The sequence below is a fragment of the Streptococcus oralis ATCC 35037 genome (genome assembly GCF_900637025.1).
GTDB lineage: Bacteria > Bacillota > Bacilli > Lactobacillales > Streptococcaceae > Streptococcus > Streptococcus oralis.
This window is the reverse complement of the sequence record NZ_LR134336.1, coordinates 333799-345672: the sequence shown is the minus strand read 5'-3', so window position 1 is coordinate 345672 and position 11874 is coordinate 333799. Positions and strand designations below refer to the sequence as shown.

The window sequence follows — 11874 nt, the reverse complement described above, 5'->3', positions numbered from 1 at the left end:
GTTAATTATTTTGTTTGCTCTTCAACGTAGGCAACCAAGTCACCAACTGTTTTCAAGTTATCTTCTGCTTCGATTTGGATATCGAAAGCATCTTCGATTTCAGAGATTACTTGGAACAAGTCCAATGAATCTGCATCCAAATCATCAAAAGTAGATTCAAGTGTTACTTCTGATGCGTCTTTCCCAAGTTCTTCAACGATAATTTCTTGTACTTTTTCAAATACTGCCATGATAGGACTCCTTTAAAATATAAAAAATTTATAACTATGTGTTTACCACATGATTACCTAGATTGTAAGAATGAGTGTGCCCCATGTCAAACCTCCACCGAAGCCTGATAGGAGAATCGTCTGGCTACCATCTAAACGAATCATGCCATTTTCCACACACTCTGAGAGCAAAATCGGGATACTTGCTGCACTGGTATTTCCATACTCCATCATATTGGCAGGAAGCTTGTCTCGGTCTACGCCGATCTTCTTAGCCATCTTATCCAAAATGCGGATATTTGCCTGATGAAGCAATAGATAATCCAATTCTGATGCTGCGATTGGACCATTTTCAATGGTTTCTTTGATCGATCTAGCAACATCACGATTTGCAAAATCAAAAACTGCTCGTCCATCCATCTTCAAAAAAGCAGGAACTGCTTCTTGATCCGAGAAAGGAGAAGCCAAAGCCGTTTGACCATAGGTCAAACACTCGCTCCGAGAGCCATCCGTATAGAGACTTTCCACAAGGAAGTGACGTGTTTCGCTCGCTTCCAAGAGAACCCCTCCAGCACCATCCCCAAAGAGAACAGCTGTCGAACGATCTGACCAATCAACTGCTTTGGATAAGGTTTCAGCCCCGATAACAATCCCTTTTTTGAACTGTCCAGAACTTAAAAACTTTTCTGCAGTTGAGAGAGCGAATACAAAGCCACTGCAAGCTGCTGTCAGATCAAAGGCGAAAGCTCTATGCGCTCCGATATTTGCCTGAACTCGAGCTGCTGTGGAAGGCATCATCGAGTCTGGGGTAATCGTCGCTACAATGATAAAATCAATCTGATCCGCTGTTAAGCTCCCTTTAGCCAACAAGCTCTTAGCTACTTCTGTCGCCAAGTCACTTGTAGACTCTGTTTTTGAAATATGTCTCTGTTTAATTCCTGTCCGACTTGAAATCCACTCATCGCTTGTGTCCATGATTTGGGCTAAGTCATGATTAGTGACCACTTGCTCTGGAACATAATGAGCAACCTGGCTTATCTTTGCAAAAGCCATTATTTCAAATCCTCCAAAAATTGATAAAGGTTCGTTAAGCCTCTGCCCATGACTTCTTTTTCCTCAGGGCTCATGCCATCGATGATTTTTTCGACCATAGCCTTGTGGAATCGTTTATGAAGGCGGTGAACCAAACGACCTTTCTTTGTCAAATGCAGATAGACCACTCGACGGTCTTGGTCAGAACGAATACGCTCAATATAACCTTTTCTCTCCAGGTTATTCAAACTCGTCGTCACTGTTCCAAGAGTTACCATCAGTTCTTTGGAAACCTTACTTGGCGTTGCCTCCGGGAACTTCCCAATCACATCGATCGTGTGCATTTCTTTGATGGAGATGTCTTTGAATCGACTACCTCGTAAGCTAACCTCCTCAATCACAAGGACGTTATTAAAAATAGATGTTAGATAATCATTTACTTGTTGGTAGTCCAAACTTTTTCCCTCCCCCTCAAAAAACTTTTACAATCAAAACATTTGATAAAAGAAGTATAACAAACTTCAAAAAATTGTGCAAGTATTTTTTCACATTCCTGTAAATTTTGGTCTTCTTCTTTCAGAATGCGCTCGAACCCCTTCTTTGAAATCTTCAGTTAGAGATAACGATTCTTGTAGTTTCAATTCTAATTCGGCATAATTCTGCCAATCCTTGAATTGACTTTCCCAAACTAACTTTTTAATCGCTGCGTATGAGTTTGCTGAACCTCTTCTTAATTTTTTCAGAACTTGTTCTCTTGTTTTTTCTAATTTGTCAACTTCACAAACACGGTATACCACGCCCCATTCTAGCGCTTTTTCAGCAGTCAAAGCTTCACCTGTCATAGCAAGTTGTGCAGCCCGTGTTACCCCGATACTACGACTCAAGAGATGAATCCCACCAGCGTCTGGCGCCAATCCAACTCCAACAAAGGCTTGAATGAATTTTGCCTTGTCAGTCGCTAAACAGAAATCAACTGCTACTGCCATATTTGCTGCAGCACCAGCAACCGCTCCATCTACTTCCATCAAAACAGGTTTTGGAATTTGCTTGATTTTAAAAGAAATTGTATTGACTAATTCTGCAATCTTATTCAAAGAAGGGATATCATCTTCATCTACTGCGCGTTTCATCTCAACCAAGTCTCCTCCAACTGAAAAGACCTTCCCATTCGCATTAATCAAGATGAACTGCACAGCTTGATCCTGCTCCGCTAGAGTCAAAGCTTCTAAAATTTCCTCACACATTGGGATATGAAAACCATTTGCCACTTCGGGACGATTCAAAGTAATGATAGCCAGATCATCTACGATCTGATATAAGATATGATTCATAGCTTCTCCTTTTCTTTTATAAGGCGATGAAATTGTTTTATCATCAAAGTATACCTTTTTTTGGATAAAGAGGCAAGGAAAAACTAAAGGAAAGTGTCTCAGCTGATTATTTTCCCATTCATTATGAATGTGAGAGAAATTTTACACACTTACTTTTAAACCGTTATCGCTTTTCAGAATAAGTTAGTGTTTTCTTCTATTATAATAGGAAGTTATTTTCTTCATTGAAAAATGCCCCTCTTTCTGCTATAATCGTATAAAATACTTACTTGAGGAGTCCTTATGAAGGTTGTAAAATTTGGCGGAAGCTCGCTTGCCTCTGCTGGTCAGTTAGAAAAAGTCTTAAATATCGTTAAAAGTGATAAAGAACGCCGTTTTGTAGTCGTTTCTGCACCCGGAAAACGCAATGCTGAAGATACCAAGGTAACTGATGCCTTGATTAAATACTATCGCGACTACGTGGCTGGAAATGACATCAGTGCTAGCCAAAGCTGGATCATTGACCGTTATGCCGCTATGGTTAGTGAACTAGGGTTAAAACCTGCTGTTTTAGAAAAAATCTCTAAAAGTATTCGGGCCTTGGCAACTCTTCCTATAGAGGACAATGAATTTCTCTATGATACCTTCCTAGCGGCTGGAGAAAATAACAATGCCAAATTGATTGCAGCCTACTTTAACCAAAACGGTATCGATGCACGCTATGTTCACCCAAGAGAAGCTGGAATTGTTGTCACAAGTGAACCTGGAAACGCACGTATCATTCCATCTAGTTATGACAAGATTGAAGGCTTGGCTGATAGCACCGAAGTCCTTGTCATCCCTGGTTTCTTTGGTGTGACTAAGGAAAATCAAATCTGTACTTTTTCACGTGGAGGTTCAGATATCACAGGTTCTATCATTGCAGCAGGTGTTAAGGCTGATCTCTATGAGAACTTTACAGACGTAGATGGTATCTTTGCTGCCCATCCTGGTATTATCCACCAACCACACTCCATTCCTGAATTAACCTACCGTGAAATGCGTGAGTTGGCTTACGCTGGATTTTCAGTTCTTCATGACGAAGCTCTTCTACCCGCTTACCGCGGAAAAATTCCTCTTGTCATCAAGAATACCAACAACCCTGACCACCCAGGAACACGCATTGTTTTAGAACATAGTAGTGATAAATTCCCTGTAGTAGGAATTGCGGGTGACTCAGGATTCGTCAGCATCAACATGTCAAAATACCTCATGAACCGCGAAGTCGGGTTTGGTCGCAAGGTTCTTCAAATCCTTGAGGACCTCAATATCGGTTGGGAACACATGCCTACAGGTATTGACGATCTTTCAATCATCCTCCGCTCTCGTGAATTAACTCCTATCAAAGAAGAAGAAATTCTACGTCAACTCGTTCAAAAGGCTGAAGTGGACCATGCTGAAATCGAACATGACCTTTCCATCATTATGATTGTCGGAGAAAAGATGAAGAGCCATATCGGGGTAACTGCTACTGCAACACGTGCTTTGTCTGAGAATAAAATCAACATCCAGATGATGTCCCAAGGTTCAAGTGAAGTTTCCATCATGTTTGTTGTCAATAAAGAGCAAGAAAAAGCAGCTATCAAGGCTCTCTATCATGCCTTTTTCGGTGAAAGTAAGGAAGACTAATCATGGCCCAATCACTCAATCAAGTCATTGACCTCCAAACCACTGGGACATCTTACCTCTCTATCTCTGGAAAAGTTGGAAAATTTTTAATCGGGGATCAAGCCTTAGAGTTTTATCCTGATGTCAATGTCGAACAATATATTCAAATCCCCTGGTCCAGCATTCAGCAAATCGGAGCCAACGTAAGTGGTCGCAAGATCAGCCGCCACTTTGAAGTCTTCACCGATCAAGGAAAATTCCTCTTTGCTTCAAAAGACTCTGGAGCTATCCTCAAAATCGCTCGGGAAAAATTAGGAAACGAAAAGGTTGTGAAACTTCCGACTCTACTCCAGACCATTGGACAAAAACTTAAAAATCTATTTGCAAAAAAGTAGAAACTTTAGTATAATCATAGCAACGGATAAGTAGGTTATCTCCTTCTTTCAGAAAGTCTGCGGGTGCTGCGAGCAGATAGGAGGGATAGGTGAAATTCTACCGTTAGTAACAATTACATATATAATCAAGTGCACACCTGTGAAGTTGGATGGAACCGTGGCCCTGCCACTCCAACACTTTGTCAGGTGTGTTTTTTTCATAAAGGAGTTCTTATGTTAGATATTAAACGTATTCGTACAGATTTTGATGCTGTTGCTGAAAAATTAGCTACACGTGGTGTAGATGCTGCTATCTTAAATGAGATGAAAGAAATCGATGCTAAACGTCGTGACATCTTGGTCAAGGTTGAAACTCTAAAAGCAGAACGTAACACAGTTTCTGCTGAGATTGCCCAAGCCAAGCGCAACAAGGAAAATGCCGATGACAAGATTGCTGCGATGCAAACCCTATCTGCTGAAGTCAAAGCCTTGGATGCTGAGTTGGCAGACATCGATGCTAAATTAACAGAATTTACCACTACTCTTCCAAATATCCCTGCTGACAGTGTTCCTATCGGAGCTGATGAAGATGACAATGTGGAAGTCCGCCGTTGGGGTAGCCCACGCGAGTTTGACTTCGAGCCAAAAGCTCACTGGGATCTTGGTGAAGACTTGGGTATCCTTGACTGGGAACGTGGTGGAAAAGTAACGGGCGCTCGTTTTCTCTTCTATAAAGGCCTCGGTGCTCGTTTAGAACGTGCTATCTACAACTTCATGTTGGATGAGCATGGTAAAGAGGGCTATACGGAAGTCATCACGCCTTACATGGTTAACCATGACTCTATGTTTGGTACTGGTCAATATCCAAAATTCAAGGAAGATACTTTTGAATTGAAAGACACTAATTATGTCCTCATTCCTACAGCTGAAGTGCCTCTAACAAACTACTACCGTGATGAAATCCTTGACGGTAAAGATCTACCAATCTACTTTACCGCTATGAGTCCATCATTCCGTTCTGAAGCTGGTTCTGCTGGTCGTGATACACGTGGCTTGATTCGTTTGCACCAATTCCACAAGGTTGAAATGGTCAAATTTGCCAAACCAGAAGAATCTTACGAAGAATTGGAAAAGATGACAGCCAACGCTGAAAATATTCTTCAAAAACTCAACCTTCCATACCGTGTCGTTGCGCTCTCTACTGGAGATATGGGCTTCTCAGCTGCCAAGACTTATGACTTGGAAGTTTGGATTCCAGCCCAAAATACCTATCGTGAAATCTCAAGCTGTTCAAATACAGAAGATTTCCAAGCTCGTCGTGCCCAAATCCGTTACCGTGATGAAGCCGATGGCAAGGTGAAACTCCTTCACACTTTGAATGGTTCTGGACTTGCAGTTGGACGTACAGTGGCTGCCATTCTTGAAAACTATCAAAACGCAGATGGTTCTGTAACCATTCCAGAAGCTCTTCGTCCATATATGGGTGGAGCTGAAGTTATCAAACCATAAAAATAAGGTCTAGCTATTTCTAGCTAGACCTTTTTTCGTAACCAAATCAGATAAGCACCCAAGACAAAGAATAAAATAGTGAGGCAAATAACCGTTTCAGCCAATACCAGATAATCCAGGAATGGAAGTTTCAAAATTCCCTGAGCCATCTTGAGCGAAGTAGCTGTGATAATGGTTGGGAAGGTTAGGGCTGAGAAGGCTGGTTGAAATCCTTGTTTTAAAATATTGGGTAGGCGGGTTAAAACAAAGAAAAAGAAGGATTGAGATGCCAAAATCATGACAATCAAGAGCCAAGTCGGTAGGCTTGCTCCTCCAACTCGAACTAGAGAAGCCAAGAGTAGAGAAAAGGGAGCACAGTAGATTCCTTCCTGTCCAAGCAAGGCCACTGGGAGTGGATCTTTCTTTAAATCGCTATAAATAAGCGGATAGAGATAGAAGGTCAAGACAAAACCAAAACTCAAGGTCGCATAGGCAATCTCAATAATGCCTACCAGAGGATAGGTCAAGGCCGCTACTGCTATCCCCACATAGAGCACCGTCCAGCTTGGAGTCGCATTGACCCTCCGACCCGGACAGGTAAATTTGATGGTGAAAGTAGCAATCAACGCCAAATCCAAGAGAAAGGAAAACCACCAGATTCCTTGTGCTACTATAGGAAGAGCAGGGAATACGCGAAAGACATAGGTCGATAAAATCATCCCAGCCATGGGAAAGGTGGCCATCCCAGATAAAAGAGGGGGTCTGGTCAATTCTTGCTTGGTTTCTTCCCAATTAAAAAGATGAACAACAAGAAAGAAAATCCACAACACTAGACCAGTCAGACTCAATAAATGCGACAGAACAGGCAAAGTATCTGCAATCAGATTTCCTGCACCTGCTAAACCTAATAAACAGCCAGAGAATACTAAGGGGAGCTTTTTCATCCGAGCCTCCAATAATCATGTTATTATTAGTATAGCATAAAAGCGCTTAAAATAGCATAGAAAAATGAAGACTGGATTGCTCAGTCTTCATTTTTTCTTTCTGATTCGAACTAGGCATAAGGTTGCAATTCTGGGTTAATAGGCGTATTAGCTAGGTTGTTGGCATAGTTGCAGAGGCTGGCAAGACTTACACCGAGAACCACATCCAAGGCATTTTGTTGCGTGTAGCCAGCTTCCAAAAATTCAGCCAAGGCTTCATCTCCTACACGCCCTTTGGTATTGATGACCGCCAAGGTAAACTTAGCTAGAGTATCTAGTTTTGGATCTGTCTCGATTGGAGTACGGTTGCGGAGAGCTTGGAGAAGATCATCATTCATCTGGATTTGTTTGATTGAAAAGGCTGTGTGACCTGCGACGCAGAAAGCACAACCATTGGTTACGGCTGCCGTGATTTGCACTACTTCACGCTCTACTGGTGTTAAGCTATTGCGACGGTTGATGGCTCCGACAGTTCGGTAGGCTTCAAGCGCGGTAGGAGCGTTAGCCAAGAGACCGATTAGGTTGGGAATATAGCCATTGTTATCTTTTTGTACTGTTTCAAGAACTTCTTTCACTTCTGCTGGTGCTGATTCTACTGTGTGGATGGTAAATGTTGTCATAAGAAACCTCTTTTCATTTTATTGTCATTTAGTCTATCATAGAATTTCCCCCTTGGATAATATATATTTTCAATCGCCTTGATAGGAAATGTCTATGAAATGAAAAAATCACACTAAAAGTGTGATTGGGTTAGTGTTTAAAATACTTTTTAGTCTCAGCAATGACGACTGGCGACAAGACTAAGAGGGCAATCAAGTTTGGTAAAGCCATCAAGGCATTGACGATATCTGCGATAATCCAAACCATATCCAACTCGATAAATCCTCCCAACAAGACCATGACTACAAAGACTACACGGTAAAGCCAGATAAAACGAACACCGAAGAGAAACTCAAAACAGCGCTCTCCGTAATAGTTCCATCCTAGAATCGTCGTAAAGGCAAAGAGTACAAGGAAGATGGTCAAGAGGGCAGGTCCAAAGTGTGAAAAAACTGTTGAAAAGGCTGACTGGGTCAAGGCAACTCCATTCAAATCACCACTCCAAACACCAGTTACCAAGATTGTCAGACCTGTCAGAGTACAGATAATCAAAGTATCAATAAAGGTTCCTGTCATGGAAATCAAGCCTTGCTCGACAGGCTCATTAGTCTTAGCTGCAGCCGCCGCAATGGGAGCAGAACCAAGACCAGATTCATTAGAAAAGACTCCTCGCGCCACACCATTCTGGATAGCCATCCGAATACTGGCACCTGCAAAACCACCTACCGCAGCCGCTGGACTAAAGGCTGAAGTAAAGATCAGTACAAGTGTGGCTGGGATTTTCTCGATATTAAAGAGAATAACTGTAAGAGTTCCTAAAATATAGACAATAGCCATAAAAGGAACCACTGCTGTCGAAACTTTTGATATGGATTTGAGGCCACCAAAGACGGCAATCCCTACAAAAACAGATAAAACGAGAGCTGTGATAGCTGGATTAATTTGAGCTGTATTTTGGATAGATTCTGTAATTGAATTGACTTGGGTAAAGGTACCAATCCCTAGAAGGGCTACCAATACACCCGCTAGGGCAAAGAAGATAGCAAGTGGACGCCACTTTTCTCCCATCCCCAAAAGGATGTAATGCATGGGTCCTCCAGCTACAGCTCCATTTGCATCCTTAGTACGGTATTTGATGGCCAGCAATCCTTCGGCATATTTGGTCGCCATCCCAAAGAAGGCCGCCATCCACATCCAAAAGAGGGCCCCTGGTCCTCCAACCTTAATGGCTGTCGCTACCCCGATGATATTTCCCGTACCAACTGTGGCTGCTAGAGCCGTACAGAGAGCAGCAAAGCTCGACACATCGCCGTGCCCCTTGTCCTTGGTAAAGATCAACTGAAAGGCCTTAGGGAGACGAGTAACCTGCAAAAGGCCCAGTCGGATGGTCAAATAGATACCCGTTCCGACCAATAAGATCAAGAGGGGAGGCCCCCAAGCAAAAGCATCAAGCGCTTTAAGCAATTCTAACATGTCCTTCTCCTATCTTTCAACCCCAAAAGAAAGAGTACATGCAAGATACATGTACTCTGGAATGCTTAGATAAATGCCAAAAAGCGGTCTATCCTAGCTCTGTCCTTTTACCTGAGAGTTTGAGCAGTTACCTGCCTTGCCCCTTCGGTGCCTTTACGGTCTCTCCAGAGTTCCGTCCATTTACAGTCATGGAAAACAAACCTTTCTCCACTTCTATTAAACTTCATTCGGTGTTGGTATTTTATTTTTTATTATTCTACAAGAAAAGTTAGCCCTTGTCAATATATTCTATGAAATTTTTTGACTTTTCACTTCTTTTTTCAGAAAGAGTGAATCCTTCTTCTCTCTATCCTTTAAAGGTTACAATGGTGGCGCCACTGCCTCCAGCATTTTGTGGAGCATAGCCGAAACTCTTGACATGCTTGTTTCTTTGCAGGTATTTGGTGACGCCCTCACGGATGACTCCCGTACCGATACCGTGGATGATGTCGACTTGCGCCATGTTATTGAGCAGGGCTTGGTCGATAAAGGCGTCCAGCTCATTCATGGCCTCTTCGTACCGTTTGCCACGAAGATCCAGTCTGGCTTGTGGGCCACGACCAGATGCACGTTTCACGACATTGACTTGTTTTTTCTTGACTGGGGCTTCTTGCTGGGCCTGAACAAGGTCAAATTCTTTCTCTTCCAAGGTCATCTTGATCAAACCAACTTGGGCTTCCCAACGGCCGTCCTTAAGTTGATTGGTCAAGGTTCCACGTTGTCCATAACTGAGGACCACAATATCATCCCCCACCTTCGGAGCTCGTTTTTTCTTGGCCTTTTGAAGGACCTTGTTTTTAGACAAGTCGACTTTTTCAGGAGCCAGTTTTTTCAGCTCAGCCTTGGCTTCAATGATTTCGTGGGGTTTGAGTTGAGACTTACTGTGAAGATTCTTGAGAATCTGGTCACTCTCATTTAGAGCGAGTTCCACAATTTCAGCAGCTTGTTCACGCGCCTTGTTGAGCTCAGTTTCCTTTTCACGATTGAGTTCGTTATAGAGTTTTTTGAGTGCTCGGTTCATCTTGAGGTTTTCTTGCTCCACCTCACGGATATTGTCCAAGCGTTTACGGCTTTCAAGCGTTTGCTCTTCTAATTGCTCAATGATGCGATTGACATCATTATCTTGATTGACCTGCTGGCTGGCATCTCCTACGATGACCTCTGACAAGCCCAGGCGTTTGGCAATTTCAAAGGCATTGCTTCGGCCAGGAACTCCCTGCATAAAGCGATAGGTCGGACGCAGACTAGCTGTATCAAACTCCATACTGGCATTTTGCACAAAGGCTGTTTCGATACCGTAGGCCTTGAGCTCTGGATAGTGGGTCGTCGCCATGGTCTTGACCTGACGCAGACGAAGATCCTCCAGAATAGCCATAGCAAGTGCTGCTCCTTCCTGCGGATCGGTACCTGCCCCAAGCTCATCTAGCAATAAGAGCGAGTGCTGATTAACCTTGCCAAGAATATCTACGATATTGGTCATGTGGCTGGAGAAGGTAGACAAACTCTGCTCAATAGACTGTTCATCGCCAATATCCGCGAAGATTTCCTCGAAAATACCGACACGGCTTCCTTTATCAGCTAAGATTGGCAAGCCAGATTGGGCCATAAGTTGAGTCAAGCCCAGGGTTTTGAGCATGATGGTCTTCCCACCTGTATTGGGACCTGTAATGACAATGGCCGTTAATTCCTTACCAAAGTGTACATCGTTCGCGACAGCATTTTTGACCAAAGGATGGCGAACATGAAGGAGTTGAATCTCTTGGTTCTCTGAAAGTTGAGGAACAACTGCTTGTCTTTCTTGGATGAAACGCACCTTGGCACGAATCAGATCCAGATGGCCGATAATCCAAGCGTCATTAGCAATCTCAGCAGCATGAGGACGAACCCGTTCCGATAGTTCCTGCAGGATGCGAATCATCTCATAGCGTTCATCAGCTCGCAGACTAGCGATTTCTTCGCTCAGCTTGACCACCTCACGTGGCTCGATATAAACCGTATTACCACTAGCAGAGATGTCATGGACAACACCTGCAATCTTATTGCGATAGGTGTTCTTGACTGGTAAGACTTGACGGCCATTTCGGCTAGCGATTATGCCTTCCGTCAACATCTGCGCTTTTTGCTTGAGTAAGTCTTGCAAGACATCTCGAACTTGACTCTCGCTATCATGGATTTTCCGACGGATGCGTGCTAGCTCTTCACTGGCGAAATTTTCGATAAATCCTGCATCATTTAGAGATTGAAGACTCCCTTGCAAGTGTGGGAACTCATGCAGTTTTTCAAACCATCTCGCCAACTGCTCCAAGCGTACATTTTCAAGATTGATATAAAAACTTTGCAACTCTCTGCTAGCCAGCAAGACCCGTTTGAGGAGCAGGAACTCCTCAATGTTGAGGTCCGCCCCCATCTCCAGACGCTTGCAAACAGCTGATATCTCACGCGTCGCTAGGATGGTAAAGTGAGGTTGCTCCACAAATAGAGCTTGCATTTCCTCCATCTCTGTAAAGGCTTGCTTGATTTTATCCACCTTGGCAGTTGGGGCCAAGCCTTTTAACTCCTCTAGTCCTTGTTCTGTCAAAAGATGCGGTTCAAACAAGGCCTTGATTTTATTAAATTCTAAGGTTTCTAGTATTTTTGTATTCATATTTTTTCCTTGTATGCTGGTTTACAAGATTATAGCAACTAGGTGTTTTGACCTAGTCGTCCAATCTGTAAACAA

Annotated in this window: 11 protein-coding genes and 1 riboswitch; of the genes, 3 read left to right on the top strand and 8 right to left on the bottom strand. The window is 43.1% G+C overall.

Features of this window, described 5'->3' with window-relative positions:
* Positions 1-5 precede the first annotated feature (5 nt).
* The 4 genes from EL140_RS01750 to EL140_RS01735 form a co-directional block, all read right to left on the bottom strand.
* On the bottom strand, positions 6-230 hold the full coding sequence (locus tag EL140_RS01750) for an acyl carrier protein (protein WP_000257840.1): 225 nt from the start codon (positions 228-230) through the stop codon (positions 6-8).
* Positions 231-287: 57 nt separating this feature from the next.
* Entirely contained in the window at positions 288-1262 is a 975-nt protein-coding gene (locus EL140_RS01745; protein WP_000852970.1) for a beta-ketoacyl-ACP synthase III, read from the bottom strand.
* A complete protein-coding gene (fabT, locus tag EL140_RS01740; RefSeq protein WP_000386335.1) occupies positions 1262-1696 on the bottom strand; it encodes a fatty acid biosynthesis transcriptional regulator FabT in 435 nt (144 codons plus the stop codon). Before fabT ends, EL140_RS01745 begins: the two co-directional genes overlap by 1 nt.
* Positions 1697-1786: 90 nt before the next feature.
* The gene (locus EL140_RS01735) at positions 1787-2572 is read right to left on the bottom strand and encodes an enoyl-CoA hydratase (protein ID WP_001015588.1); all 786 of its coding nucleotides are present in this window, start codon (positions 2570-2572) and stop codon (positions 1787-1789) included.
* A gap of 282 nt (positions 2573-2854) precedes the next feature.
* Here EL140_RS01735 and EL140_RS01730 point away from each other — a divergent pair, with 282 nt between their 5' ends.
* From EL140_RS01730 to serS, 3 genes are all read left to right on the top strand, one after another.
* On the top strand, positions 2855-4219 hold the full coding sequence (locus EL140_RS01730; RefSeq protein ID WP_000869637.1) for an aspartate kinase: 1365 nt from the start codon (positions 2855-2857) through the stop codon (positions 4217-4219).
* Between the two features lie 2 nt (positions 4220-4221).
* Complete coding sequence (locus EL140_RS01725) at positions 4222-4593, top strand: DUF956 family protein (RefSeq protein WP_000079376.1); 372 nt, start codon at positions 4222-4224, stop codon at positions 4591-4593.
* A 213-nt stretch (positions 4594-4806) separates the two neighbouring features.
* Positions 4807-6081 carry a serine--tRNA ligase gene (serS, locus tag EL140_RS01720; protein WP_000884213.1) on the top strand — a complete coding sequence of 425 codons (1275 nt, stop codon included), beginning with the start codon at positions 4807-4809 and terminating at the stop codon, positions 6079-6081.
* Positions 6082-6104: 23 nt separating this feature from the next.
* Here serS and EL140_RS01715 read toward each other — a convergent pair whose 3' ends face one another.
* The 4 genes from EL140_RS01715 to EL140_RS01700 all read right to left on the bottom strand — a co-directional run bounded on the left by EL140_RS01715 (position 6105) and on the right by EL140_RS01700 (position 11799).
* A complete protein-coding gene (locus EL140_RS01715) occupies positions 6105-7004 on the bottom strand; it encodes a TDT family transporter (RefSeq protein ID WP_000735934.1) in 900 nt (299 codons plus the stop codon).
* A 110-nt stretch (positions 7005-7114) separates the two neighbouring features.
* Complete coding sequence (locus tag EL140_RS01710) at positions 7115-7663, bottom strand: carboxymuconolactone decarboxylase family protein (protein WP_000206774.1); 549 nt, start codon at positions 7661-7663, stop codon at positions 7115-7117.
* 130 nt (positions 7664-7793) lie between these two features.
* Positions 7794-9116: an alanine/glycine:cation symporter family protein gene (locus EL140_RS01705; protein ID WP_000891439.1), complete on the bottom strand. Its 1323-nt coding sequence runs from the start codon at positions 9114-9116 to the stop codon at positions 7794-7796.
* 89 nt (positions 9117-9205) lie between these two features.
* A riboswitch (glycine riboswitch) is annotated at positions 9206-9294 on the bottom strand.
* A 168-nt stretch (positions 9295-9462) separates the two neighbouring features.
* A complete protein-coding gene (locus tag EL140_RS01700) occupies positions 9463-11799 on the bottom strand; it encodes an endonuclease MutS2 (RefSeq protein ID WP_001092924.1) in 2337 nt (778 codons plus the stop codon).
* Between the last annotated feature and the right edge of the window lie 75 nt (positions 11800-11874).

What these genes read in the sequence shown, in the direction of transcription:
- EL140_RS01705 (WP_000891439.1), bottom strand. Translation starts at nt 9,116, where the DNA reads ATGTTAGAATTGCTTAAAGCGCTTGATGCTTTTGCTTGGGGGCCTCCC.
- serS (WP_000884213.1), top strand. Translation starts at nt 4,807, where the DNA reads ATGTTAGATATTAAACGTATTCGTACAGATTTTGATGCTGTTGCTGAA.
- EL140_RS01730 (WP_000869637.1), top strand. Translation starts at nt 2,855, where the DNA reads ATGAAGGTTGTAAAATTTGGCGGAAGCTCGCTTGCCTCTGCTGGTCAG.
- EL140_RS01750 (WP_000257840.1), bottom strand. Translation starts at nt 230, where the DNA reads ATGGCAGTATTTGAAAAAGTACAAGAAATTATCGTTGAAGAACTTGGG.
- EL140_RS01715 (WP_000735934.1), bottom strand. Translation starts at nt 7,004, where the DNA reads ATGAAAAAGCTCCCCTTAGTATTCTCTGGCTGTTTATTAGGTTTAGCA.
- EL140_RS01710 (WP_000206774.1), bottom strand. Translation starts at nt 7,663, where the DNA reads ATGACAACATTTACCATCCACACAGTAGAATCAGCACCAGCAGAAGTG.
- EL140_RS01700 (WP_001092924.1), bottom strand. Translation starts at nt 11,799, where the DNA reads ATGAATACAAAAATACTAGAAACCTTAGAATTTAATAAAATCAAGGCC.
- EL140_RS01745 (WP_000852970.1), bottom strand. Translation starts at nt 1,262, where the DNA reads ATGGCTTTTGCAAAGATAAGCCAGGTTGCTCATTATGTTCCAGAGCAA.
- EL140_RS01725 (WP_000079376.1), top strand. Translation starts at nt 4,222, where the DNA reads ATGGCCCAATCACTCAATCAAGTCATTGACCTCCAAACCACTGGGACA.
- EL140_RS01735 (WP_001015588.1), bottom strand. Translation starts at nt 2,572, where the DNA reads ATGAATCATATCTTATATCAGATCGTAGATGATCTGGCTATCATTACT.